The organism is Sulfuricystis multivorans (assembly GCF_003966565.1).
Lineage (GTDB): Bacteria > Pseudomonadota > Gammaproteobacteria > Burkholderiales > Rhodocyclaceae > Sulfuricystis > Sulfuricystis multivorans.
Map to the genome: position 1 here is coordinate 629398 of NZ_AP018718.1, position 23657 is coordinate 653054.

The 23657-nt window shown below is 65.0% G+C and carries 24 protein-coding genes; 8 read left to right on the plus strand and 16 right to left on the minus strand.

Annotated features, from left to right (window positions below; all coding sequences use genetic code 11):
• Positions 1 to 45 precede the first annotated feature (45 nt).
• The 9 genes from fliN to fliF all read right to left on the minus strand — a co-directional run bounded on the left by fliN (position 46) and on the right by fliF (position 8481).
• Entirely contained in the window at positions 46 to 537 is a 492-nt protein-coding gene (gene fliN, locus EL335_RS03105; RefSeq protein WP_126444199.1) for a flagellar motor switch protein FliN, read from the minus strand.
• A 15-nt stretch (positions 538 to 552) separates the two neighbouring features.
• A complete protein-coding gene (gene fliM, locus EL335_RS03110; protein WP_126444200.1) occupies positions 553 to 1536 on the minus strand; it encodes a flagellar motor switch protein FliM in 984 nt (327 codons plus the stop codon).
• Between the two features lie 7 nt (positions 1537 to 1543).
• Positions 1544 to 2125: a flagellar basal body-associated FliL family protein gene (locus EL335_RS03115; RefSeq protein WP_126444201.1), complete on the minus strand. Its 582-nt coding sequence runs from the start codon at positions 2123 to 2125 to the stop codon at positions 1544 to 1546.
• A 23-nt stretch (positions 2126 to 2148) separates the two neighbouring features.
• The gene (locus EL335_RS03120) at positions 2149 to 3246 is read right to left on the minus strand and encodes a flagellar hook-length control protein FliK (RefSeq protein WP_126444202.1); all 1098 of its coding nucleotides are present in this window, start codon (positions 3244 to 3246) and stop codon (positions 2149 to 2151) included.
• A 66-nt stretch (positions 3247 to 3312) separates the two neighbouring features.
• Positions 3313 to 3756, minus strand: coding sequence for a flagellar export protein FliJ (fliJ, locus tag EL335_RS03125; RefSeq protein ID WP_126444203.1), 444 nt, complete (start codon positions 3754 to 3756; stop codon positions 3313 to 3315).
• Positions 3757 to 3775: 19 nt separating this feature from the next.
• Positions 3776 to 5173 (minus strand): flagellar protein export ATPase FliI, encoded by a 1398-nt coding sequence (gene fliI / locus EL335_RS03130; RefSeq protein WP_126444204.1) that lies wholly within the window; start codon positions 5171 to 5173, stop codon positions 3776 to 3778.
• Positions 5174 to 5175: 2 nt separating this feature from the next.
• Positions 5176 to 5844 (minus strand): flagellar assembly protein FliH, encoded by a 669-nt coding sequence (locus EL335_RS03135; protein WP_126444205.1) that lies wholly within the window; start codon positions 5842 to 5844, stop codon positions 5176 to 5178.
• Positions 5845 to 5846: 2 nt separating this feature from the next.
• Positions 5847 to 6815, minus strand: a complete 969-nt coding sequence (gene fliG, locus EL335_RS03140; protein ID WP_431306261.1) for a flagellar motor switch protein FliG — start codon at positions 6813 to 6815, stop codon at positions 5847 to 5849.
• Positions 6816 to 6837: 22 nt separating this feature from the next.
• Positions 6838 to 8481 (minus strand): flagellar basal-body MS-ring/collar protein FliF, encoded by a 1644-nt coding sequence (gene fliF, locus EL335_RS03145; RefSeq protein WP_126444207.1) that lies wholly within the window; start codon positions 8479 to 8481, stop codon positions 6838 to 6840.
• 151 nt (positions 8482 to 8632) lie between these two features.
• On the opposite strand from fliF, the gene EL335_RS03150 reads away from it, so the two are divergent.
• The 3 genes from EL335_RS03150 to fliE are packed head-to-tail and all read left to right on the plus strand — an operon-like array spanning position 8633 to position 11285.
• Positions 8633 to 9535: a sensor histidine kinase gene (locus EL335_RS03150; protein ID WP_126444208.1), complete on the plus strand. Its 903-nt coding sequence runs from the start codon at positions 8633 to 8635 to the stop codon at positions 9533 to 9535.
• Positions 9532 to 10926, plus strand: coding sequence for a sigma-54-dependent transcriptional regulator (locus tag EL335_RS03155; protein ID WP_126444209.1), 1395 nt, complete (start codon positions 9532 to 9534; stop codon positions 10924 to 10926). The genes EL335_RS03150 and EL335_RS03155 overlap by 4 nt, the downstream gene beginning before the upstream one ends.
• A gap of 32 nt (positions 10927 to 10958) precedes the next feature.
• Positions 10959 to 11285: a flagellar hook-basal body complex protein FliE gene (gene fliE, locus EL335_RS03160; protein ID WP_284155423.1), complete on the plus strand. Its 327-nt coding sequence runs from the start codon at positions 10959 to 10961 to the stop codon at positions 11283 to 11285.
• Between the two features lie 10 nt (positions 11286 to 11295).
• Here the strand turns inward: fliE and EL335_RS03165 are convergent, their stop codons facing one another.
• The 5 genes from EL335_RS03165 to EL335_RS03185 form a co-directional block, all read right to left on the minus strand.
• Positions 11296 to 12090 (minus strand): flagellar brake protein, encoded by a 795-nt coding sequence (locus tag EL335_RS03165; protein WP_126444210.1) that lies wholly within the window; start codon positions 12088 to 12090, stop codon positions 11296 to 11298.
• Between the two features lie 17 nt (positions 12091 to 12107).
• Positions 12108 to 12413, minus strand: a complete 306-nt coding sequence (locus tag EL335_RS03170; protein ID WP_126444211.1) for an EscU/YscU/HrcU family type III secretion system export apparatus switch protein — start codon at positions 12411 to 12413, stop codon at positions 12108 to 12110.
• Positions 12410 to 13495, minus strand: coding sequence for a flagellar hook-length control protein FliK (gene fliK, locus EL335_RS03175; protein ID WP_126444212.1), 1086 nt, complete (start codon positions 13493 to 13495; stop codon positions 12410 to 12412). Before fliK ends, EL335_RS03170 begins: the two co-directional genes overlap by 4 nt.
• Positions 13496 to 13529: 34 nt before the next feature.
• Complete coding sequence (locus tag EL335_RS03180; protein WP_284155424.1) at positions 13530 to 13856, minus strand: flagellar protein FliT; 327 nt, start codon at positions 13854 to 13856, stop codon at positions 13530 to 13532.
• A 327-nt stretch (positions 13857 to 14183) separates the two neighbouring features.
• Complete coding sequence (locus EL335_RS03185; RefSeq protein WP_126444213.1) at positions 14184 to 15023, minus strand: SDR family oxidoreductase; 840 nt, start codon at positions 15021 to 15023, stop codon at positions 14184 to 14186.
• Positions 15024 to 15096: 73 nt separating this feature from the next.
• Here EL335_RS03185 and EL335_RS03190 point away from each other — a divergent pair, with 73 nt between their 5' ends.
• From EL335_RS03190 to EL335_RS03210, 5 genes are read left to right on the plus strand one after another with little or no spacing between them, the layout of a single operon-like run.
• Positions 15097 to 16272, plus strand: a complete 1176-nt coding sequence (locus tag EL335_RS03190) for an acyl-CoA dehydrogenase (RefSeq protein ID WP_126444214.1) — start codon at positions 15097 to 15099, stop codon at positions 16270 to 16272.
• Positions 16244 to 17491, plus strand: coding sequence for a CaiB/BaiF CoA transferase family protein (locus tag EL335_RS03195; RefSeq protein ID WP_284155425.1), 1248 nt, complete (start codon positions 16244 to 16246; stop codon positions 17489 to 17491). Before EL335_RS03190 ends, EL335_RS03195 begins: the two co-directional genes overlap by 29 nt.
• Positions 17492 to 17517: 26 nt before the next feature.
• Complete coding sequence (locus EL335_RS03200) at positions 17518 to 18462, plus strand: TAXI family TRAP transporter solute-binding subunit (RefSeq protein ID WP_126444215.1); 945 nt, start codon at positions 17518 to 17520, stop codon at positions 18460 to 18462.
• 9 nt (positions 18463 to 18471) lie between these two features.
• Entirely contained in the window at positions 18472 to 20553 is a 2082-nt protein-coding gene (locus EL335_RS03205; RefSeq protein ID WP_126444216.1) for a TRAP transporter permease, read from the plus strand.
• Positions 20550 to 20921: a DUF1850 domain-containing protein gene (locus tag EL335_RS03210; RefSeq protein ID WP_126444217.1), complete on the plus strand. Its 372-nt coding sequence runs from the start codon at positions 20550 to 20552 to the stop codon at positions 20919 to 20921. The genes EL335_RS03205 and EL335_RS03210 overlap by 4 nt, the downstream gene beginning before the upstream one ends.
• A gap of 3 nt (positions 20922 to 20924) precedes the next feature.
• Here EL335_RS03210 and EL335_RS03215 read toward each other — a convergent pair whose 3' ends face one another.
• Complete coding sequence (locus EL335_RS03215) at positions 20925 to 22250, minus strand: MFS transporter (RefSeq protein WP_126444218.1); 1326 nt, start codon at positions 22248 to 22250, stop codon at positions 20925 to 20927.
• On the minus strand, positions 22247 to 23656 hold the full coding sequence (locus tag EL335_RS03220) for an MBL fold metallo-hydrolase RNA specificity domain-containing protein (RefSeq protein ID WP_126444219.1): 1410 nt from the start codon (positions 23654 to 23656) through the stop codon (positions 22247 to 22249). Before EL335_RS03220 ends, EL335_RS03215 begins: the two co-directional genes overlap by 4 nt.
• Position 23657: the final 1 nt, after the last annotated feature.

Sequence of the window (23657 nt, forward strand, 5' to 3'; positions counted from 1 at the left end):
CCTCGTCCCAGGCGACGAAGGTCGAAATAAACGGCGAAATACGCCTTACCTGTTCAGCTTGCGGATGCGTTCCTGCGGCGTGATGATGTCGGTCAGGCGAATGCCGAATTTTTCATTGACGACGACGACCTCGCCCTGCGCGATCAGCGTCCCATTGACCAGCACGTCCATCGGCTCGCCGGCCAGGCCGTCGAGCTCGACCACCGAGCCGTGCGCCAACTGCAACAGGTTCCGGATCGAGATCTTGGTGCGTCCGAGCTCCACCGTGAGATTCACCGGGATGTCGAGGATCAGTTCGAGGCCCTGATTGACCGGTGCGGCGCTATTGCCGCCGAGCGGTTCGAAGAGTTTGGCCGTCGCAGCGGCAGCCGCTGCTCGACCTGCTTTTTCCTGCGCGGTCTGTTCCTGCATCGCCGCGGCCCAGTCGTCCTCGGTCGTCGCCGTCTCGCCCGCAGCCTGAGCATTCTCTTGCGCGGCCTGTTCGTTCATCGCCGCAGCCCAATCGTCATCGGTAACTTGGTTTTCGGTTTCAGCCATGATGGACCTCTGTCTTCATTCCGTGACTTCTTCCGGCGCGATGAATTTCTCCACCTTCAGCGCGTACTGGCCATTGTTGATCCCATAACGGCATTCCAGTAGCGGTATGCCATCGACCCTCACCAGGATGGTATCTGGGATGTCGATCGGCACGATGTCGCCGACCTTGAGCCGCGCGACCTCGCCCAAAGTCAGCTCGGTTTGACCCAGCGGCGCGACCAGCTCGACCTCGGCGCTCATCAGCTGCTTTCTGAGCATCGTCGTCCAGCGCTGGTCCTGACCCGCCTGCTCGCTGTGCATCGTGCTGTAGAGCACGTCGCGGATCGGTTCGATCATCGCATACGGCAGGCAGACATGCATCTCGGCGGTATTGCCCGACAAGTCGATCGTGAAGGTATAGGCGACCACGACTTCCGACGGCGTGGCGATGTTGACGAACTGCGTGTTCATCTCCGAGCGCACGTATTCGAAGCTGATCTCATAGACCGGCTTCCAGGCCTTTTCGTATTCGCGGAACACGACATTGAGCATGCCCATGATGATGCGCTGCTCGGTCGCCGTGAAGTCGCGCCCCTCGACGCGGGTATGGAAGCGGCCGTCGCTGCCGAACATGTTGTCGACGACGAGAAATACGAGATTGGGATCGAACACGATCAGAGCCGTGCCGCGCAGCGGCTTGATCTGCACCAGGTTGAGATTGGTGGGAACCACCAGGTTGCGGACGAAGTCGCTGTATTTCTGCACGCGCACCGGGCCGACGCCGATCTCGGTGTTGCGGTGCATGTAATTGAACAGGCCGATGCGCAGGTAGCGGGAGAAACGCTCGTTGATCAGCTCCAGCGTCGGCATGCGGCCGCGCACGATGCGCTCCTGGCGGCCGAGATCGTAGGGTTTTACACCGCCGCTTTCTTCCGGTGCGGCCGTCTCCTCTTCGGTCTCTCCGGTGACGCCCTTCAACAGGGCATCGACTTCTTCCTGAGAGAGGAAATCCTGGCTCATGAACGTCTCACTGGACGATCAGCGACGAGAAGAAGACCGCGATCACCGGGCCTTCTTCGTTGGTATCCGCCTTCTCCTTGGCCGGATCGGGCTTGCCGCCTTCGAGCGTGGCGTTGATCGACTCGCGGATCTGGTTGGCCAAAATCTGCATGCCTTCGGGCGTCGACAGCTCGGAAGCCTTCTTGCTGGCAAGGATCAACAGCACCTTGTGGCGGATCTCGGGCATGAAATTCTTGATCTGGTCCGCGACATGGGGATCGATGAGCTTGAGCTCCGGCACCGCCTGCACATAGGCTTCCTGCTGTTCCGCCTGAAGCTTCACGACGAAGGGATCGAGTTTCGCGAACGCCGGCGGCGTGCCATGATCGTCTTTCTTCTTCTTTTTCGCCTTGACGGTCTTCGCCGGCGGCTCGTCACCCTCGTCGGCAGCTTCCTCGTCGGCGGCCTTCTTCTTCATCAGGAAGAAAGCCGCACCGCCCCCGCCGAGCACCAGCACCAGCACGGCGATCAGGGTGATCATGAGCAGCTTGCTTTTCTTCTTCGGAACTTCACCCTCGGCGGGTGTCTCGGTTTTCTTGGCCTCGGCCATGGATCACTCCAGTTATTGGCGGTTCAGGCAAAAACATCGACCAAACCCCGCCCGGACTTGAGCCCATTGATGCGCGGGCCCTCCAGGCTGACCCATGATAGTGCCTGATTCGTGCCGAATGTGCGTGCCGAGTCAGATGCCGGATTATCCCCGTGTTTTTCCTGCTGGGCTTGTTGCCGCGAGTGTTCCGCCCCGACCTGGGCCTGGCCGAGCTGGATGCCGGCATCGGCGAGCAGCTCACGCAGACGCGGCAGTGCCGCTTCGAGTAGTTCGCGCACCACCGGATTGCTCGATGCGAAGCTCGCCGCGGCCTGATCGCCGTTGACGGTGAGGGAAACCTCGATGCGCCCCAGCTGCGGCGGATTGAGCACCAGCTCGGCCTGGCTCTTCCCCTGAGCGGCGATCCAGGTGATCCGGTTGCCGATCTCTTCGTTCCACCCAGGCACTCCGACGGGGTGAGAGATGGTCAGGCTTTCGTGGCCATGGGGCGACTGCGCCGGCGAAAAGTTCGCGATGACCTGCTGCACGGCAGCCGCGGTATTGCCGGGGGCGTGCGTTTCCTCATGGGCGGTGGTGATCGCGCTGGTCAGGTTTGCGGCGAATTCGCGTCCCGCCGGCGCGCTGCCGGGTTCGCTCTTGCCGGAAAGGTGCGGATCGAAGCCGATCGAAGGCTGGGACGAGGGCTCGGCACCCTGACTCGGCGCTGGCAAGGCGGCAGGCTCCGCCGCCAGGCCGGCAGAGTTTGCCGTGACTTGCACTGTTGTGAGCGGCGCAGCGAGCGCTACAGCGGTCGCTGCGGGCATTGGCTCGTCGCTGCCGGGGGGTTCCTCGCTGGCCGGGATATTGGCCGACGCTTTCATCAGCCCCAAGGGATCGAGTATCTGCGCCAAGGCATTCGCAGCGATGTTGCCGGCATCCGTGGGGTCTTGCGGCCCGTCCTCCGGCAGGGGGATATCGATCTTGGCGAGCGCGCTGGCCACCTGTTTTCCGGCCAGACGCTGGATGAGCGCTGCGAAGCTCGCTGCGCCATTGGTTTTCGCATCGAGCGCGCCCTCTCCGCTGGAGAGTTTCGTGGTCGGGGCCGCCTGAGCGGCGGTCGGCAAGGCAGGGGTGGTCGACATCGGATTTCCTCGTCTTGAAGAAGGTGCACCACCCGCATTACGCAAGGAATATGCCAATACTACTGATCAATCCTCGGCTTCGCCGAAAAACCTTGCCGCGTGCTCATCCATCAGTTTCTGCTGGTTGCGTGATTCTTCGTAGGCAATGCGGGCGCGGAAACGCTGCGCCAGTGTATCGAAGGCCTTGGCCTTGCCGCGCTGATCCAACCAATGCTTCTGGCCGGCGGTGGTGCGTTGCCGGGCCGTATTCGTCATCGTGCGCGCCTGTTCGATGGCTTCGTCGATCTTGGCGAGGAACTGGCGGTAATTGTGCCAGCGTTGCGGATCGAGCCCTTTTTCGGCCGCGGCGAGGAACAAAGCTTGGTATTCGTTGCGGTATTGCACCAGGAGCTCGAGACGCTCTTTCGCCTGCCGTTCGCCGTTGATCAGCTGGCCGAGCTGCCGCGCCGCCTGATCGAGGCGCAGATTCGACAGTTCCAGCAATGGCGCCAGATGGAAATGCTTTGCCATTTATCCAGTATAAAGCTGCTCAATCCGGCAGCAGCGCGTTGAGTGCCGCCAGACTCTGTTCCGCATCGGCGCGCTCTTCGATGCCTTGCTGCAGGAAGGCTTCCATCGCGTCATGCACGGCGATCGCGCGATCGAGCAGTGGGTCCGAGCCCGGCACATAGGCGCCGACCGCGAGCAAATCGCGCGCGCGCTGGTAGCGCGAGTAGAGCTGCTTGAAGCGGCGCACGCGCTCGAGATGGCCCGGGGTGATCAAGCTGGTCATCGCGCGCGAGATCGATTGTTCGATGTCGATCGCCGGATAGTGGCCGGCATCCGCCAATGAGCGGGAGAGTACGATGTGGCCGTCGAGGATCGCGCGTGCCGCATCGGCGATCGGGTCCTGCGGGTCGTCGCCTTCGGTCAGCACCGTGTAGAAAGCAGTGATCGAGCCGCCGCCCAGCGGGCCGTTGCCGGCGCGTTCGACCAGTTGCGGCAGGCGTGCGAACACCGACGGCGGGTAGCCGCGGGTGACCGGCGGCTCACCAACCGCCAGCGCGATTTCGCGCTGGGCCATCGCATAGCGGGTCAGCGAATCCATGATCAGCAACACGTGTCGCCCCTGGTCGCGGAAATGCTCGGCGATCGCGGTCGCATAGGAAGCGCCTTGTAGCCGCATCAAGGGGCTGACGTCGGCGGGTGCGGCGACGACGACGGCGCGCTGGCGGCCCTCGACGCCGAGATTGTGCTCGATGAATTCCTTGACTTCGCGGCCGCGTTCGCCGATCAGCCCGACGACGATGATCTCGGCAGCGGTGTAGCGCGCCATCATGCCCAAGAGCACGCTCTTGCCAACGCCTGAGCCGGCGAACAGACCGAGCCGCTGGCCGCGACCGACGGTGAGTAGCGCGTTGATGCTGCGGATGCCGACGTCGAGCACATGCTCAATCGGCGCCCGCTGGAGTGGGTTGAAAGGCCGACTGATCAGCGAACGCAGTGGCTTGGCCTCGAGCGGGCCGAGGCTGTCGAGCGGACGGCCGTTGCCATCGACCACGCGGCCGAGCAACTGCTCGCCGACCGGTAGATGTTTCGCGCGGTCAAAGGCGCGGCGGAAGGGCTGGGCGGTCTGACCGATGCGCGGCGGCGGCACGGGCGTTTCCAGCGGCGTGACCTGCGAGCCGGGAGCAAGGCCATAGACGTCCTCGGTCGGCATCATGTAGAGCCTCTCGCCATTGAAACCGACGACCTCGGCCTCGACCATGCCGTCATTCGGTATCTGGATACGGCAGCTCGATCCCAGCGGCAGCTTGAGGCCGGAAGCCTCCATCACCAGTCCGCTGATGCGTGTCAGACGGCCGCTGATCTGGAATGGCGTCACTTCGGAAAGCTGCCTGCGGCAGCTGGCGAGCAGATCGCGCCAAGCCTCGCTGTGAGGTGACATCGCTAGTCCTCGACGTGCCAGGGCACGTCGCTGCCCAGACCTTCGATCACCCGCCGCCAGCGCGTCGCGAGCGAGGCGTCGATCTGGCTTGCCCCCGCTTCCAGCAGGCACTCGCCCGGTTTGAGGCGAGGTTCCTCGAAGATGCGATGCCCGGCATGGCCGAGTGTCTCGCCGATCCCGGCGCGCACCAGCGCGGCATCCTGGGGATTGAGGTGGATCGTGGCATGTTGGTGCGGCAGCTGCGACAGCGCCTCGCTGACGACAGCAACGATCGATTCCGGCTTGAGTGTCACTTCATGACGTACCACTTGGCGGGCGATCTCGATCGCCAGCGCCACCAATTCGTCGGCGACCTGCTGGTCGAATTCCTTCAACGTCCGATCGAGCATGTCGGCGGCCTGGCGGATGCGCTCGGCCTCGGCCTGAACGGCGGCTTCGCCCGAGGTATAGCCTTTGCGCATGCCCTCCTGAAAACCGGCGTGGAAGCCGGCCTGATAGCCTTCTTCGCGCGCCTCGGCGCAAATGCGCTCGATTTCCGCCCGCTCCAACGCCGCGGGGGGCTGCTCGCCGGCCGCCGGCGCCGCAGCAGGCGGCGGCGCGAGCGCGACGTCCTCTTCGAAACTGGCCAGCTCCCAGCGTTCCCAGGCGGTGAGGTTCGAGGTCGCGGACATGGTCAGATCATCATGTCATCGCCGCCCTTGCCGCCGAGCTGGATCTGTCCTTCATCGGCGAGACGGCGGGCGATCTTGATGATTTCCTTCTGTTCGGCCTCGACTTCGGAAAGGCGCACCGGGCCTTTCGATTCGAGGTCTTCCTTGAGCATTTCGGCGGCGCGCTGGGACATGTTCTTGAAAATCTTTTCGCGCAGCTCGGGCGAGGCGCCCTTCAACGCGAGGATCAGCGAGTCGGATTGCTCCTCGCGCAGCAGCAGCTGGATGCCGCGGTCATCGACATCGAGCAGGTTCTCGAACGTGAACATCTCGTCGAGGATCTTCTGCGCCAGATCCGGGTCGTATTCGCGCACGTTGTCGATGATCGCCGTCTCGGCGGCCTGGCCGACGAAGTTGAGGATTTCCGCCGCGTGGCGCACGCCGCCCATCGCTGCTTTCTTGACGTTGCCCGAGGCGCCGGCCATCAGGCGCATCATCGCCTCGTTGAGCTCCTTCAATGCGACCGGCTGCACGCCGTCGAGCGTGGCAATCCTCAGCAGCACGTCGTTTCTGAGTCGCTCCGGAAACAGCTTGAGGATCTCGCCGGCATGGTCGTATTCCAGATGGACGAGGATCGTGGCGATGATCTGCGGATGCTCGTTCTTGATCAGATCCGCGACCGTCGGCGCATCCATCCATTTCAGGCTCTCGATGCCGGCGGTGTCGCTGCCTTGCAGGATGCGGCCGATCAGATTGGCCGCCTTGTCGTCACCCAGGGCCTTGGTGAGCATCGCGCGGATCATCTCCTCGTCTGCCGCCAAAGCCGCGCCCTTCGCGGCGCGGGCTTCGAGCTCGTCGAGCAGGCTTTCCACCTTCTCGCGCGGCACGGACTTGATGCCGGCCATCGCATGGCCGAGCTTTTGCACCTCGCGCGGCCCCAGGTTCTTCAGCACCTCGGCGGCCGCGTCGGGACCGAGCGAAAGCAGGAGCATCGCGCTTTTTTCCAGTCCTTCCTCAGGTCCCGGCACCCATCCACTCCTTCACCATCTCGGCGACCAGTTTCGGTTCCTGCTGCGCGAGTTCACGCGCCTTTTGCAGGCGTTCATCGAGTGTCGGCGGATGCGGCCCGAGCGGCGCTTCGCCGCCGACCGAGGGTTCCGTGGCAAGATTTTCCTCGCTGGCCGCTTTTTCGGCCACGGCGGCGGCCTTGAACATTTCGATGACCGGCTTGACGAGCTTGATCCAGACGAACAGCGCGACCAGAATGAAACCCAGATAGGGTAGCATCTCACGCACGAAACCGATCAGCGCCGGATCTTTCCACAGCGGCAGCTCGGGGATTGCTTCGGGTTCCGCCTGGACGAAATTCGCCGCGGCGACGTTGATCGTGTCGCCGCGCTTCTCGTCGAAGCCGATCGATTCACGCACCAGGTCGTTGATGCGCTTCAATTCTTCGGCGGAGGGCGGTACCGCCTTGCCCGGCTTGCCATCCTTGTCCAGCGGGCGTTTGTGGTTGACCGCCACGGCCACTGATAGGCGCTTGACGGCACCGGGCGTGGCGCGGGTATGGCGCACGGTCTTGTCGAGCTCGTAGTTGATCGTCGCATTGCGGGTGTAATTGCCGGCAGCGGCGCCACCCGCCGCCGTGGCGCCGGCCACCGGCGGCGTGGTGATCGGCGCGGTGGCCGGCACCGGCGGCTGGTTGGTCAGCGCCCCGGGCACGCCGAGCGCCGGCGGGTTGCCCGCGCCGCTCTCGCTGGTCTGCTGGCTGCGGATCGCGGTCCTTGGATTCGGATTCGGCTGATAACTCTCTTCGACTTGCTCGACCTGGCTGAAGTCGATCTCGGCCGCCACCTGGGTGCGAAAGTTGCCCTTGCCGAGCAAAGGCTCGAGGATCGTTTCGATGCGCTTGACGTACTGCGCCTCGACCTCCCTGACATAGCCGAGCTGGCTGGGGTTCAGGTTGTCGTTGCGGAAACCGTCGAGACGCTGCGAGATCAGCTTGCCGTCCTGGTCGATCACGCTGACGTTGGCCGGGGAGAGCTGCGGAACCGACGAGGACACCAGATGCACGATGCCGGCGATCTGCGCCGGTTCGAGGGTGCGCCCCGGCTGCAGGCTGACCAGCACCGAGGCCGAGGGCTTCAGGTCGTCGCGCAGGAATGCGGTTTGCTTCGGGATCGCCAGATGCACGCGCGCGGCGCGCACTGCGCCGAGCGCCTGGATCGAGCGCGCAAGCTCCCCTTCGAGACCACGTTGGTAATTGATCTGCTCGGCGAACTGGCTGATGCCGAGCTTCTGGTTCTCCATCAGCTCGAAGCCGACCAGCCCGCCTTTGGGCAGCCCCTGCGAGGCGAGTTTCAGCCGCGCTTCATGCACTTGGCCGACCGGCACCAGGATCGCGCCGCCGCCCTCGGAGATTTTGTAGGGGATGTTCTGCTGCTGCAGCGCAGCGACGATCTGGCCGCCGTCCTGATCGGAGAGATTGGAGAACAGCACGCCATAGGGCGGTTCGCGCGTCCACAGCCATGCCCCGATCAACAGCGCAACCGCCAGCGCGACCATCGCCAGCGCCATGAGCTTCTGGCGGGCGTCGAGTCGGGATAGGGCGGCCAGACCGAAAGGAAAGGCGGGCGAGGCAGCAACCGGTTCAGCCATGTCGTGGAATTCTCCAATGAACGGAGAGGATTGTGACCTGCCCAAGCAAGAGCGGTTCCTGCAATGAGCGGCAATAATTGCCGCCATTTCGGGTATTGTTCCGCCCTATTCTTCGTTTTGCCGGCAGTGCCGATTTGCGAACATACGCCCCATGAACATCGTCGAACCCGCGCCGTCTCCGACCCGGGGGCCGGATGCCGATCCGGCAAAGCTGGCCGAGGCCTTCCGCCTATTCAACCAGGTCTCGGAAGAGCTTTCCAGCGCCTATGGTGCGCTCGAAAAACAGGTCGAGCGACTGACCGCCGAGTTGGCCGCCGCGAATGCCGAGGCACAGCGGCTGCGCGAAGAGGCCGAGCGCAACAAGCGGCTGACCGCGATGGGCGAGATGGCGGCGCAGCTTGCCCATCAATTGCGCACGCCGCTTGCCGCGGCGCTGCTTTACGCCGGCAATCTGGAAACGCCCGGTCTGCCGGAAGGGACGCGCATCCTGCTTGCCCAGAAGACCGTCGAGCGGCTCAAGCATCTCGAACGCCTGATCCAGGACATGCTGCTCTTTGCGCGTGGCGAGGTGCTCGGGCGCGAAACCTTCGAGATCGCTGAACTGCTCGGCGAGCTGGTGATGACCTTCGAACCGCTGGCGCGCGCGCGTGGCGTGGTCTTCGCGGTGGGCGCGCCGCCTCTCGGCCTGACACTGACCGGCAATCGCAAGGCCCTCGGCGGGGCGCTGACCAATCTACTCGAAAACGCGCTCAATGCGGTCGCCGAGCGCCCCGACGGCCGCATCGGCCTCGAAGTCGAGGCCGACGAGGCCTCGATTAGTTTTTGTATCGTCGACAACGGGCGCGGCATGCCGGCCGAGGTCGTCTCGAGGCTCTTCGAGCCCTTCTTCACCACGCGCGCCGAGGGCACTGGCCTTGGACTGGCGATCGCCCGCGGAGTGGCCCGCGCGCATGGCGGCGGCATCGAGGTGGACTCTGCGCCTGGCAAAGGGAGCACGTTCCGGCTCATCATTGGGCGCGGGCCGAATGATCTCGTCGCGGCGGAGGATGGATGACGAAACAAGCGATGAACATCCTCGTCGTCGAGGACGACGCAGCGCTGCGCGACGCACTCTTGATCACGCTGGAGACCGCCGGCCACCGGGCCCGCGGTGCGGCAAGCGGGCCCGAGGCGCTGGCATTGCTCGAGCGCGAGCCGTTCCAGATGGTGGTTTCCGACCTGCGCATGACGCCGATGGACGGTTTGGCGCTGCTCGCGGAAATCCGTAGCCGCAAGCCCGGCCTGCCGGTGCTGTTGATGACCGCGTTCGGTGATGTCGACAAGGCCGTCGCGGCGATGAAGGGGGGCGCCTGCGACTTCATGTTGAAGCCCTTCGAACCGAGAGCGCTGATCGAGCAGATCGAGCGCCATGCGTTGCCGCCGCAAGCCGAGGGGGTGATCGCCGCCGATGCGAAGACCCGCGAGATCCTGCTGCTTTCCGCGCGGGTGGCGAAGACCGACGCGACGGTGCTGCTCACCGGTGAATCGGGCACTGGCAAAGAGGTGTTCGCGCGTTACCTCCACGACCAGTCGCCACGGGCGAAGGGGCCGTTTATCGCGATCAACTGCGCGGCGATCCCCGACAACCTGCTCGAAGCGACGCTGTTCGGGTATGAAAAGGGCGCGTTTACCGGGGCACAGAGCGCCCAAGCCGGCAAGTTCGAGCAGGCCGATCACGGCACGCTGTTGCTCGACGAAATTTCCGAGATGCCGCTCGCGCTCCAAGCCAAGCTCTTGCGCGTCCTTCAGGAGCGCGAAGTCGAGCGGGTCGGCGGCAAGAAGCCGATCCCGGTCGACATCCGCGTGCTCGCCACCTCGAACCGCGACATGGCGGCCGAAGTCGCCGCCGGGCGTTTTCGCGAGGATCTGTTCTATCGCCTCAACGTGTTTCCGCTCGCGATCCCGCCGCTGCGCGAACGCCCTGCCGACATCGTGCCGCTCGCGGAATACTTCCTCGCCCTGCATGGCGCGCGGCTCGGCCGGCGCGCACGCTTGACTGCCGATGCAGCGGCAAAACTTGCCGCCTACCGTTGGCCAGGCAACGTGCGCGAGCTGGAAAACGTCATCCAGCGCGCGCTGATCCTCGCACCGGGCGACAGAGTCGAGGCCGAGCATCTGTGCCTGGCGGATTCGGCTCAACCCGGCCCGGTGCCCGCGGTCAGCGCGGGCGTTGGTGCCGTTCCATCAGCGCCGAGTTTCGTCCCGCCGCCGGCTTTCGCGCCGCAACCCGCTGCGGCGGCGCCGGTGAACATGAAAGATCTCGAACGCCAGCACATCCTCGAGACGCTGGCCAAGGTCGGCGGCTCGCGCAAGAAGGCCATCGCGCTGTTGGGCATTTCGGAGCGCACGTTGCGCTACAAGCTCGCCCAATACCGTGAGGAGGGGTATCTCAAGGAAGGGGACTAGTCAGTCGGCACGCGCTTTGCTATAAATGATACATGGCTATCGATACCCGCAATCTCGACCAGATGCTCAGCGAGCTGCGCGCCGTCAGCGCGCTGGCAGAGGGCAAGCCGGCTGCCGCTTTGCAAGGAGCGGGAGGCGTCGCGTTCGCCGATGCGCTGAAAACCGCGATCGACCAGGTCAATGCCGCCCAGCAGCAGGCCCAACAGCTGGCGCAGGAATTCGCCGGTGGCAACGAGAACGTCGATCTGCAGGACGTGATGATCAACCTGCAGAAAGCCAGCCTGTCTTTCCAGCAGATGGTGCAGGTGAGGAACAAGCTCGTCACGGCCTATCAGGACGTGATGAACATGCCGGTCTGAAGATCCGCTTTCAGAACCCCAGCCCGGATTCGCGCGCCTTGCGTTCCCGTTCGACCTTGATGATGTAACGCTGGATCAGCGTCTGCTGCGGGCCGGGTAGCTCGACGAACTCGCAGCCGGCGCGTCGCCGCGCCTGTTCGCGGGTGAAGGAAACGCCCATCTGGCAGATGCGCAACGTGCCCTCGACGATGCCTACTTCAGGCAACTCGATGCGGCAATGCGGGATGATCTGACCCACTTCGAGCAGCAAATCCTCGGGAACATCGAGGCCGACACCGCCGACGCTGATGTCGAGGATCTTGGCTTCATAAAAGTGTATGCCGCCGTTGGACGGCGGTAGTGACAGCCGGCATTTCAACGGTCGGGCAACCGGTGATCTGAGCCGGTAATATTCGCGGCGCTGCAGCCGTAGCACTTCCTTCGGCAAAGCGGCCTGGAAAGCGGGACGGTGCTCGAAGCCGACGCGGGTGAAGGGCCCGAGCAGGAACTGGATGCGCACGCGGTCGAGCTGGCCGATGCAGTAGTGCTTTTCCGCCACGGCGATGCGCTGATTGACGTTTTCATCCGGGCCGATATCGAGGATCAGCCGCTCGGGCGTGACGTTAAGCAGCACGGTGAGCAGCATGTCTTGGCCGTCGTTACAGAACACGGTCAATTGCGTGATGCGTTCTTGCAGCTGGCGCAGCAGGGTGAACACCTCCTGCGGGGCGCGTAGCATGTATTTGTCGTATTCGCTGCCCTCGAGGACCGGCAGCGCAATCGTGGTCGGCGTCGAAGAGTTCTCGTTCGTCACGGCTGTGCTCATGGGCCGCGATTGTATTGTCAATTCGAGGGGGTGGGGGCCGGTTCCGTTTCGTCCGGATGTTCGAGGCGGTAGATCCAGGCCAGAAGTTCGGCGACGGCGAGATAGAGCGCCGGAGGGATGTGCCGGTCGATATCCACCTGCGCGAGCAGGGCGACCAGCTCCGGCGATTCATGGACGAAAACGCCATGCTCGCGGGCGCGGGCGACGATTTCCGCGGCGATCAACCCGCGCCCTTTCGCGACGACCTTCGGTGCCGTATCGCCCGGCGCATATTTCAGCGCCACGGCCAGCCCCGCCTTGTCATCAGGGGGCAGCACGCTCATCGCTCCACCGTCCATTGCAGGAGTGGCACGCCCGCGCGCTCGAGCGCGGCCGCCAGCGTCGGCATGGCGGCGCGGAGTCTGGCGGCGCTGTCCACCTCGTCCGCCTGGATCGCCAGCCGCACGCCCTGCGAGGTAAGCTGCAGGCGGGCTTCGATCCTCCCCAGTCGCGGCGTGGTCAGCGTGAGCCGGGTGTGCCAGGTGATGCCCTCCTCCTCGCCTTCACTGCCGCCGCCTTGCCTGTCTTCCCATTCGATCATCCAATCCATCGCCTGCTGCGGCCAGACCTCGCCATGCCAGAGGATGCGCTGGGAAGCCGCCGCCTCCAGCTGTTGCTGGACGATGGGCCGCAATTCTTCGGGAACCGATCCGGCAGTCGCGGTGCTTGGCTGGGAAGCGCCCTGGCGCGAAGCGGCAGCGGTATCAGGCGGGGTAGCTGCCGTTTCGCCAGCGCCGACTTTTTCCATTGCCGCATCAACGAAAGCCGACGGCGACGACCAGCGCCCTTGCGGCTCCTGCAACAGCTCGGCGAGCGGCAGCTTGCCCTTGACCCATTCGGCCTGGTGCGCTTCAAAGAACACGCCACTTTTCGTCACCGCCTCGGCAAGCGTCGCCGCCAGACGTGCCGCCGGCGCTTGCTCGGGCAAGGAGGCATTGATCAACGGCTGGCCGCGGTTGAGCGGTGCGGCCGGAGCAGCTTCGCCTTCGGCCGGCAGCAGGCTGCCGATCAGCCGCGCAGTGGGGCTCAAGCGGGTGAAGGGATAGGGGGATGCCTGCGCCGCTGGGTTGCCGGCATCGATGCGCTGCGCGATGATCGACCGCGGCGAACGGTCGATGACCACCAGCTCGAGCTGATCGCCGGCTTTGGCGCCTTCCGTGAGCTGCAGCGTCAGCTGCTTGCCGGCGACCAACGCGCGGTAGGTGTTGTCGGGCAGTGGTTCGAGGATGCGCGCCTGGAAGGTCTGCCCGGGCCGCAGATCGGGTAGCTCGGACGGGATCGGGCGCGCGGGTTGGACCGGCTCGAGCAGATTCGCTTCGGTCTGCATGCGCATGCGGATCGCCGCATCGGGAGGAACGAGAACCATCGCTCGAAGAGCCTGCCAGGAGTTCGCAGCGGGATCAGTGGCCGGTGCCGCAGGCGCGGTCGATCGGCGGTGCGTTGCCGGTCAGGAAACGCCGCACTTTTTCCATCCACGGCTCGGTATGGCGGCGCACCTCGGCATCGTCTTCGAGGATGCGGCGGATCAGTGCGCGGCGGCGCAGGGCGTCTTCCGGGCGGTCGAAGCCGGTATCGCCGTTTTGCAACAGCGATTCGCGCAGCTCGGCCACCGCGCGTTCGAGCGCGATCAGGCGGTCCCAGTCGTTGGCGCGCGCCGCCTCCACCATCCGGGCAGACAGGGCGCACATCTGTTCATAGATTTCGAGCGGAGCGGGCATTGCGTGCATGGTAACCTCGCGTCATTTGGGCGCCGGCGGAAACAACGGCCGGATCGCCCAGTTATTTACGGCAGAGTGTCGGCAACCTGTAGTGGGGAGACGATCATGCACTGGGGATACGCGCTTCAACCCGGATTATCCATTGAGAGCGGCCTTTCACCCGATGAGCGAGTCAATACGCTATCGCATCGGCCTGCGCGGGCGCTTTGGGTCTGCGGGCGGGTGATATCCGACCGCGCTCCTCGCCAATAGATACCGTTATTGGCTCGTCGCAAGGACGCCAATGGCCTCGCCCTCGCCGCCGAATCGCCTCGCGCCCTGGGGGGCAATCTGGGTTCAAAACGTTCCGGGATACGCGCCGCCATCGAGCAGCCAGTTCTGCCCGGTGATGTAGCCCGCCTGCGCGCTGCACAGAAAAGCGCAGGCGGCGCCGAACTCGGTCGGATCGCCGATGCGGCCGGCGGGAATGTTCGCGATGCGCTCGGCGAGCGCCTCATCGTACGACATCCCCTTGGCCTGGGCCTGTGCGCCGACCACGTTGCGGATGCGGTCGGTGTCGAACAGCCCCGGCAGCAGGTTGTTGATCGTCACGTTGTAGCGCACGGTCTTCCTCGCCAAGCCGGCGACGAAGCCGGTCAGCCCCGCGCGTGCGCCGTTCGAGAGCCCCAGCACGTCGATCGGCGCCTTCACCGCCGCCGAGGTGATGTTGACGATGCGGCCGAAGCGGCGCGCGATCATGCCATCCACCGTCGCTTTGATGAGTTCGATCGGCGTGAGCATGTTCGCATCGAGCGCCCTGATCCAGTCCTCGCGCGTCCAGTCGCGGAAATCGCCGGGTGGCGGCCCGCCTGCGTTGGTGACGAGGATGTCCGGGTCGGGGCAGGCTGCCAGAGCCTTCTTCCGCCCTTCCGGAGTCGTGATGTCGGCCATCACCGCTTGGTGTGCCGTCCCGCCAGCGCCGACTTTTCGAAGTGAGTCGGCGTCCGGCGGGACGTCCTCATTTCCGCCAGCGCCGACTTTTTGCAGTTCGGCCAGAGTCGTTTGCAAGGCCGCCTCGCCGCGCGCGACGATCGTCACCGCAACCCCCTCCGCCGCCAATGCCAGTGCGCAGGCGCGCCCCAAGCCTTTGCTCGCCGCGCAGACCAGCGCGCGTTTACCGCGAATGCCGAGATCCAAGTTTGTCTCCCAGAAGTCAATTGCCCGGGCGCCGGCGGAATAAACTTCCGCATCGCGTCCGGGAGGATCGAAGATGGCCAAGCATACCTTCAGTTGGGAGGATCCGCTGCTGCTCGATGAGCAGCTGAGTGAAGAAGAACGCATGGTGCAGGATACCGCTCGGCGCTATGCGCAGGAAAAACTCGCGCCACGCGCCCTCGAGGCCTTCCGCAACGAGCACACCGACCCGGCGATCTTCCGCGAGATGGGCGAGATGGGCCTGCTCGGCTGCACGCTGCCGGCCGACTATGGTTGCGCGGGGATGAATTACGTCTGCTATGGGCTCATCGCGCGCGAGATCGAGCGCGTCGATTCCGGCTTTCGCTCGATGATGAGCGTGCAGTCCTCGCTGGTGATGCTGCCGATCTTCGAATTCGGTACCGCCGCGCAGAAAGAGAAATATCTGCCCAAGCTGGCGACGGGCGAGTGGGTGGGCTGCTTTGGGCTCACCGAGCCCAACCACGGTTCCGACCCCGCGAGTATGGAGACGCGCGCGCGCAAGGTCCAAGGCGGCTGGAAGCTCACGGGAGCCAAGATGTGGATCACCAACAGCCCGATCGCCGACATCTATGTCGTCTGGGCCAAGGACGATGAAGGCCGAATCCGCGGCTTCGTGCTGGAAAAAGGCATGAAGGGCCTATCCGCGCCGGCGATCCACGGCAAGGTGGGCCTGCGCACCTCGATCACCGGCGAGATCGTGATGGACGAGGTGTTCGTGCCGGAAGAAAATGCCTTTCCGGAGATTCGCGGCCTCAAGGGACCCTTCACCTGCCTCAACTCGGCGCGCTACGGCATCGCCTGGGGCGCTCTGGGTGCCGCCGAATTCTGTTGGCATACGGCGCGGCAATACACGTTGGACCGCCACCAATTCGGCCGGCCGCTCGCTGCGACCCAGCTGATCCAGAAGAAGCTCGCCGACATGCAGACGGAAATCGCGCTCGGCCTGCAAGCTTGCTTGCGTCTGGGACGCCTGAAAGACGAGGGGCGCGATAGTCCCGAGATGACTTCGCTCTTGAAGCGCAATTCCTGCGGCAAGGCGCTCGAGATCGCCCGCACAGCGCGCGACATGCTCGGCGGTAACGGCATCTCGGACGAATTCGGCGTGATCCGCCACATGGTGAATCTGGAAGTGGTGAACACCTACGAGGGCACGCACGACATCCATGCGCTGATCCTCGGTCGTGCGCAAACGGGCATCGCCGCGTTCTGATCTGACGATGGGCGCGCTCTCCGGCTTGAAGGTGCTCGACCTCTCCCGGGTACTCGCGGGGCCCTGGGCGACGCAGCTCCTCGCCGATCTCGGCGCCGAGGTGATCAAGGTCGAGCGCCCCGGCACGGGGGATGATACGCGCCACTGGGGCCCGCCCTGGCTCGAGGACGCAAAGGGAGAAGCAACCGCCGCCTATTACCTGTGCACCAACCGCAACAAACGCTCGCTGACGGTCGATTTCACGCAGGCGGAGGGCCAGGCGATCGTGAAACGGCTAGCGCAGGAGGCCGATGTCGTGGTCGAGAACTTCAAGGTCGGCGGGCTAAAGCCTTACGGCCTCGACTACGCAAGCCTGAAGGCGCTCAACCCGCGGCTGATCTACTGCTCGATCACCGGCTTCGGCCAGGATGGCCCCTATGCAGGGCGCGCCGGCTACGACTTCTTGATCCAGGGCATGGGCGGGCTGATGAGCATCACCGGCCGTGCCGATGGCGAGGAGGGCGCCGGCCCGCAGAAGGTCGGCGTCGCGCTCACCGACATTCTCACCGGACTCTACGCCGCCGTCGGCATCCTCGCCGTGCTCCAGCATCGTCAGCAAAGCGGCGAGGGTCAATACCTCGATCTGGCCTTGCTCGACGTGCAGGTCGCGTGTCTGGCCAACCAGGCGCTGAACTACCTCGTCTCGGGCGTCGCGCCGAAGCGGATGGGCAATGCGCATCCGAACATCGTGCCCTACCAGGATTTCCCGACCGCCGATGGCGACATGATCCTCGCCATCGGCAACGATGCCCAGTTCGCGCGCTTTTGCGCCGTCGCCGGCCATCCGGAATGGGCGCATGATGCACGCTTCGCCACCAATGCCGCGCGGGTCGAGCATCGCGCGGTGCTGATTCCGCTGATCCGCCAGACGACCGTGATGAAGACTACCGACGCCTGGATCGCCGCGCTCGAAGCCGCCAATGTCCCTTGCGGGCCGATCAACGATCTGGCGAGCGTCTTTGCCGACCCGCAGGTGCGTCATCGCGGGATGGCGTTGCGCCTGCCGCAGTCCGGCGGCGTCGACGTGCCGCAGGTCGCCAATCCATTGAAATTGTCCGCTACCCCGGTCGCCTACCGCCGCGTACCGCCGTCTCTGGGTGCCGACACCGACGCGATCCTCGCCGAACTCGGCTACGATAGCGTCACTATCGCCCGCCTGCGCGCCGCAGGTGTGATCTGAAAACAACCGAAGAGAGGAGAAGAGCCATGAAACTGCGTTCCCTGCTTGCTGCATCCGCCCTGCTGCTTTCCGCTGTCACCAGTCATGCCGCCGAATTCATCAACGTGCTGACCGGCGGCACCAGCGGCGTCTATTACCCGCTCGGCGTCGCGCTGTCGCAGATCTATGCGAAGGCGATGCCCGACGCGAAGACCTCGGCGCAGGTCACCAAGGCGAGTGCCGAGAATCTGAACCTGTTGCAGGCGGGCAAGGGTGAGGTCGGCTTCTCGCTCGGCGATGCGTTTTCCGATGCCTGGAAGGGCGATGCCGAAGCCGGTTTCAAGGCGCCTTTGAACAAGCTGCGCACGCTCGCCGCGATCTATCCGAACTACATCCAGATCGTCGCCAATGCCGACTCCGGCATCAAGACGCTGGCCGACTTGAAAGGTAAGAAGGTCGCGGTCGGCGCGCCGAAGAGCGGCACGGAGCTCAACGCCCGCGCGATCTTCAAGGCCGCCGGCATGAGCTATCAGGATTTCGCGAAGGTCGAGTATCTGCCGTTCGGCGAATCGGTCGAGTTGATCAAGAACCGCCAGCTCGATGCGACATTGATCTCGGCCGGTCTTGGGGTGGCCGCGGTGCGCGACCTGGCCAGCGCGGTGAAGATCGTCATCGTGCCGGTGCCCGCCGACGTCGTCGCGAAAATCAACGATGCCGCCTATCAGGCCGGCACGATCCCGGCGAACACCTACAACGGCCAAACGGCCGATGTGCCGACCGTGGCGATCCAGAACTTCCTCGTCACTCATGAAGGCGTGCCCACCGAGACGGTCTATAAGATGACCAAGGCGCTCTTCGAGAACCTCGACCAGATGGTTGCCGCACATGGCGCGGCGAAAGCGATCAAGCTCGAAAACGCTGCGAAGGCGCCACCCGCGCCGCTGCATCCCGGTGCCGAGAAGTACTACCGCGAAAAGGGCATCATCAAGTAAGGGCCGGCGATGCGTGGCGCAGCCAGTGCTCCGGACCACGGCCTGCCCGACGTTTCCGAGCACGGCATCACGCGCCGGCTCGGCGGCTGGGCGCTCGCGCTCTTTGCCGCGTTCGCGCTGGCGTTTTCGACCTATCAGCTCGTCGTCGCCGCTTTCCACCCATTCTCGAGCCTGGTCACGCGCGCGCTGCATGTCGGCTTCCTGCTCGCGCTGACCTTCCTCCTCTATCCGTCGTTCAAGAGCAGCGCGAAACTTTCCAAACTCGGCACTGGCGATACGGCACTTGCGGTCGGCGCATTCCTGCTGTCGACTTATCAGTGGGTGTTCGAAGGCGCGCTGGTGCAGCGCGCCGGCGAACCGACCGTCGCCGACTTGTGGGTCGGCAGCGCGATGATCCTCCTCGTCTTCGAGGCGGCGCGCCGCATCATGGGGCTGGCGCTGCCGATCGTCTGCGGTGCCTTCTTGCTCTATGGCCTGTTCGGCCAATATCTGCCCGGTAGCCTTGCCCACCGCGGCTTCGATTTCGCCCAGCTCGTCGATCAGCTCGCGTTTGGCACCGAGGGCATCTTCGGCATTCCGACGCTGGTTTCCGCGACCTACATCTTCCTGTTCATCCTGTTCGGCAGCTTCCTCGAACATGCCGGGATGATCCACCTGTTCAACTCGATCGCGCTCGGTTTCGTCGGCCACACCAAAGGCGGCGCGGCGAAGGTGTCGGTGCTCTCGTCCGGCCTGATGGGTACGATCTCCGGCTCGGGTGTGGCCAATGTGCTGACCACCGGGCAGTTCACGATCCCGCTGATGAAGCGCTTCGGCTATTCCGGCGTGTTCGCCGGCGCGGTCGAGGCGACCTCCAGCATGGGTGGCCAGATCATGCCGCCGGTGATGGGCGCGGTCGCCTTCATCATGGCCGAAAACCTCAATGTCCCTTATGCCGAGATCGTCAAGGCGGCGCTGATTCCCGCCTGTCTCTACTACGCGACGGTGTTCTGGATGGTGCATCTCGAAGCCGGGCGCAAGAAGCTGACCGGTTTGCCGAAAGAGGAATGCCCGAATCCGTGGCGTGCGATGCGCAGCCAATGGTATCTGCTGCTGCCGCTCGCGGCGCTGGTCTGGATGCTGTTTGCCGGTTACACACCGATGTATTCGGGCATGGTCGGCTTGGCGCTCACCGCGATCCTGATCCTCGGCGCCGCGATCGCCGCGCGGCTGTCATCCACCGCCTTCCGCTATGTGTTCTGGCTGGCGGTGGGGCTTTCCGCCGCGACGCTGGTCAAATGGGGCGTCTATCCGGTGCTGGCGGTGATTGCGGCGCTCACCGCCTTAGCGCTTTCCGTGAAGGGTGGCCGCCATACCTTGAACCTCCTACGCGACAGCCTGATCGATGGCGCGCGCCAGGCGCTGCCGGTCGGCGTCGCCTGCGCGATCGTCGGCGTGATCATCGGTGTGCTGACGCTGACCGGCGCGGCATCGAGTTTCGCCGGCTTCATCCTCCAGGTCGGCGAAAAGAGCCTGTTTCTGTCGCTGGTACTGACGATGCTGGTCTGCCTCGTGCTCGGCATGGGCATCCCGACCATCCCGAACTACATCATTACCAGCGCGATCGCTGCGCCGGCGCTGCTGAAGCTCGGCGTGCCGCTGATCGTCTCGCACATGTTCGTGTTCTATTTCGGCATCATGGCGGATCTGACACCGCCGGTCGCGCTCGCCGCCTTCGCGGCCAGTTCGATCGCCAAGGAAGCGCCGCTGAAGATCGGCGTCAAGGCGGTGCAGGTGGCGATCGCCGGCTTCGTCGTGCCCTATATGGCCGTCTATGACAAAGCGCTGATGCTGCAGGGCGATCCAAGCTTGCCCGCGATCATTTGGGTCGTCTTCAAGGCGCTGGTCGCGATCGCGCTCTGGGGCGCAGCGGCGATCGGCTACCTCGCCGCGCCGCTTTCCACCTGGGAGCGCATCCTCGCCGCGGCGGGCGCCTTCCTGCTGGTCGCCGCGCTGCCGCTCACCGACGAGCTAGGGCTCGCGCTCGCCGCGCTGTTCGTCGTCCTGCACTGGCGACGCGTCAAAGTCGGCGCTGGCCAGACGGCAGCATGACCGGCCTGTGCCTCGCTGCCGGGCTCTTGATCGCGCCGCTCGGCGAGACGGTCACCGTGCGCTGGACGCATTCGATCGAGAAAACCCGCTGGGAGGAAGACTGGCGCCGGGAGGGTGACGGTTTGCGTCTCGTCGAGGCGCGCATCCGCACCACCGGCGCCGGGATGGAGATGCCGGCAGGCGCGCGGCTCGAGGACGGCGTCTGGCATTACACGCCGGGACTCCCACCCTTGCCGCGCGTGCTGCTACGCCATTCGCCCTATGTCGCGCCCTACGAATTCTGCAGCGCGGGAGCCTGCCGCACGGCCGCCGAGCTGCTGCCGGGCCTGCCGGATCAGGCCGTGCTGGAATTGGCGCCTTGCCGCTGAGCGTCAGCCCCTCTGGACGGCTCGGTCCTGCGCCGCGGCGGCAAGCGCCGCGCGCCGGCCGCGCGTCACATCCACGCCGGCCAGCAGCATCAGCCCGAGCACGAAATAGCCGCCGGTGAGCAGCAGGGCGCCACGGTGGTCGTTGCCGCTCACCCAGGTAAACAGGCCGTAGCCGAGCGGGCCGAGGATCGACGAGAGCTTCACCGACAAGCCCCAGAAGCCGAAGAACTCCGCCCGTCGCGTCGCCGGTGCCAGGAGGCCGACCAGCGCGCGGCCGGCCGATTGCGCGGCGCCCAGGCACAGTCCGGCGAGATTCGCGGCGAACCAGAACAAGCCGGTGGCCTCGCCGGGTTTGGCCGCCCACAAAAGCAGGATCGCGACGATCCAGCCGGAGAGCGTCAGCGCGATCGTACGCCGATGGCCGAGGCGGTCTTGCAGGTAGCCGAGGAAGAAGGCGCCGATTGCCGCGGTGATATTGACGACGAAGATCAAGAGCAAAGTGTCCTTGAGCCCGAAGCCCATCGCCTGCGTCGCGTAGATCGCCGCCAGCGCGATCACCGCCTGGATGCCGGCCTGATAGAACAGGCTGCAGACCAAAAAGCGCGCCAGATCGGCAAAGCGTCGCACATGCTGCAAAGTCTGCCAGACCTCGCGCCAGGCATCGAGGATCGCCCGCGCAGCAAGATTCGGTTGCGCGCGCTCTTTGAGCAGCAGGAAGGTCGGCAGGCTGGCGAGCAGAAAGATGGCGGCGGTGATCAGCATGCTGGCCGGCACGTAATCCGTGGCGCCGCGGCCATGCGCCTCGCTCCAGGTCACATAGACCAGACAAATGCCGAGCGTGAATAGCCCGCCGAGATAGCCGAGGCTCCAGCCCCAGCCGGAGACGCGGCCAAGCGCGCGCGGGCGCGCGAGTTCCGGCAGGAACGCCGCGATCAGGTTTTCGCCGGTGCCGAAAAAGAAATTCGCCGCGATCACGCCGACGATCGCGAGTGCAACCGCACCCGGCTGGGCAAACCACAGTAGCGCGGTGAAACTCACACAGCCGAGGGTGCTTATCGCCAGCAGGCGTTTTTTTGCCGCATGTTGGTCGGCGATCGCGCCGATGAGGGGCGCGCTGACGATGATCAGCGCATAGGAAGCGGACAGCGCGGCGGTCCACGCGAAGGTGGCCCAGGGGGCATCGCCGGCGACGACGGCGACGAAATAGGCGTTGAACAGCGCGGTGATCACCACCGTCGTGAAACCGGAATTGGCGAAGTCGTACATCGCCCAGGCCCAAACCTCGCGGGGCCGCACACCGGCCGCCAGGGCGCGGTTTTTCCCGCTCATGCGCGCAACTCGACGCGCTGGCCGGCTTGCGGCGCCTCGGCACGCCAGCCGAGGCGTTCCTGGATCAGCGCGGCAAAGCCCAGCGCAGTCGTCGCTTCGCCATGCACGACGAAGGTTTGCAGCGGGGGCGTGCGAAAACCTCCCAGCCAGCGCAACAGCGCATTGCGGTCGGCATGGGCCGACAAGCCGCCCAAGGTGTAAAGGCGCGCGTGCACCGGCACCTCCTCGCCGAAGATGCGCACCCGTTTCGCACCGTCGACCAGCCGGCGGCCGAGCGTGCCCTCGGCCTGAAAGCCGGTGATCAGCACCGCCGAATCGCGCCGCGGCAAGTGCGCCAGGAGGTGATAACGGATGCGTCCGGCCTCGCACATCCCGCTTGCCGAAAGGATCGTGATGCCGCCCCTGATCTTGTCGAGGGCGATCGACTCCTCGACGCTGTCGACGAAAGCGAGCTTGCGGAACCACTGCGCGCCGCCGTGCCGGCGCATCAGCGCCCGGGATTCGTCGTCGAGCAGGGCCATGTGCTTGTAGGTGATCTCGGTCGCGGCCGTGGCCATTGGCGAGTCGACATAGACCTCGAGCTTGGGGATGCGACCACGGCGCGTCAGGTCGGCCAGCAGATAGAGCATGTCCTGCGTGCGTCCGACCGCGAACGCCGGGACGATCAAATTGCCCCGCTGACGCTCGATGGTTTCGACGACTGCCTCGACCAACTCATCCTCGGTCTCCGGCATGCTCTTGTGCAGCCGATTGCCGTAAGTCGATTCGACCACCAGCCAGTCGGCCTGCTCGATCGGTGTCGGATCGCGCACCAGGGGGCGCGCGGGTTGGCCGAGATCGCCCGAGAAGACGATCTTGCGCCGCGTGCCGCCAACCATCAGCCAAATTTCGACGATCGCCGAGCCGAGGATGTGGCCCGCATCGCGGAAACGGCATTCGATCGAGGCATGAGGGCTGAAGATCTGCTCATACGGCACGGGTCGAAGCCGCCGCAGGCAGCTTTTCGCCTGCTCGACGGTGTAAAGCGGCGCTCGCTCGTTCTTGCCCGGCTTGCGGGTGTGGAAGCGCCGGTAATTCTCACGCTCCGCCTCTTTTTCCTGGATATGCGCGGCATCGGGCAGCATCACACCGAGCAGGTCGCAAGTGGCGGGCGTGGCAAAGATCGGCCCCTTGAAGCCGAGCGCGGTAAGCCTGGGTAACAGCCCGGAATGATCGATGTGCGCATGGCTAAGGATCACGAAGTCGATCGCGCCGGGATCGAAGGCGAAGGCGCGCAGGTTCTTCGCGTGTGCCTCGCGCCCGCCCTGGAACAGGCCGCAATCGACAAGAAAGCGGCTCCCAGCGCTTTCCAGCAGATAACAGGAGCCGGTGACCTCGCGCGCCGCGCCCAGGAATGTGAGGTTCACG

Excerpts from the sequence above, each read along its gene's own strand:
- fliN (WP_126444199.1), bottom strand. The coding sequence starts at position 537 with ATGGCTGAAACCGAAAACCAAGTTACCGATGACGATTGGGCTGCGGCG.
- fliM (WP_126444200.1), bottom strand. The coding sequence starts at position 1,536 with ATGAGCCAGGATTTCCTCTCTCAGGAAGAAGTCGATGCCCTGTTGAAG.
- EL335_RS03115 (WP_126444201.1), bottom strand. The coding sequence starts at position 2,125 with ATGGCCGAGGCCAAGAAAACCGAGACACCCGCCGAGGGTGAAGTTCCG.
- EL335_RS03120 (WP_126444202.1), bottom strand. The coding sequence starts at position 3,246 with ATGTCGACCACCCCTGCCTTGCCGACCGCCGCTCAGGCGGCCCCGACC.
- fliJ (WP_126444203.1), bottom strand. The coding sequence starts at position 3,756 with ATGGCAAAGCATTTCCATCTGGCGCCATTGCTGGAACTGTCGAATCTG.
- fliI (WP_126444204.1), bottom strand. The coding sequence starts at position 5,173 with ATGTCACCTCACAGCGAGGCTTGGCGCGATCTGCTCGCCAGCTGCCGC.
- EL335_RS03135 (WP_126444205.1), bottom strand. The coding sequence starts at position 5,844 with ATGTCCGCGACCTCGAACCTCACCGCCTGGGAACGCTGGGAGCTGGCC.
- fliG (WP_431306261.1), bottom strand. The coding sequence starts at position 6,815 with ATGCTCCTGCTTTCGCTCGGTCCCGACGCGGCCGCCGAGGTGCTGAAG.
- fliF (WP_126444207.1), bottom strand. The coding sequence starts at position 8,481 with ATGGCTGAACCGGTTGCTGCCTCGCCCGCCTTTCCTTTCGGTCTGGCC.
- EL335_RS03150 (WP_126444208.1), top strand. The coding sequence starts at position 8,633 with ATGAACATCGTCGAACCCGCGCCGTCTCCGACCCGGGGGCCGGATGCC.
- EL335_RS03155 (WP_126444209.1), top strand. The coding sequence starts at position 9,532 with ATGACGAAACAAGCGATGAACATCCTCGTCGTCGAGGACGACGCAGCG.
- fliE (WP_284155423.1), top strand. The coding sequence starts at position 10,959 with ATGGCTATCGATACCCGCAATCTCGACCAGATGCTCAGCGAGCTGCGC.
- EL335_RS03165 (WP_126444210.1), bottom strand. The coding sequence starts at position 12,090 with ATGAGCACAGCCGTGACGAACGAGAACTCTTCGACGCCGACCACGATT.
- EL335_RS03170 (WP_126444211.1), bottom strand. The coding sequence starts at position 12,413 with ATGAGCGTGCTGCCCCCTGATGACAAGGCGGGGCTGGCCGTGGCGCTG.
- fliK (WP_126444212.1), bottom strand. The coding sequence starts at position 13,495 with ATGGTTCTCGTTCCTCCCGATGCGGCGATCCGCATGCGCATGCAGACC.
- EL335_RS03180 (WP_284155424.1), bottom strand. The coding sequence starts at position 13,856 with ATGCACGCAATGCCCGCTCCGCTCGAAATCTATGAACAGATGTGCGCC.
- EL335_RS03190 (WP_126444214.1), top strand. The coding sequence starts at position 15,097 with ATGGCCAAGCATACCTTCAGTTGGGAGGATCCGCTGCTGCTCGATGAG.
- EL335_RS03200 (WP_126444215.1), top strand. The coding sequence starts at position 17,518 with ATGAAACTGCGTTCCCTGCTTGCTGCATCCGCCCTGCTGCTTTCCGCT.
- EL335_RS03205 (WP_126444216.1), top strand. The coding sequence starts at position 18,472 with ATGCGTGGCGCAGCCAGTGCTCCGGACCACGGCCTGCCCGACGTTTCC.
- EL335_RS03210 (WP_126444217.1), top strand. The coding sequence starts at position 20,550 with ATGACCGGCCTGTGCCTCGCTGCCGGGCTCTTGATCGCGCCGCTCGGC.
- EL335_RS03215 (WP_126444218.1), bottom strand. The coding sequence starts at position 22,250 with ATGAGCGGGAAAAACCGCGCCCTGGCGGCCGGTGTGCGGCCCCGCGAG.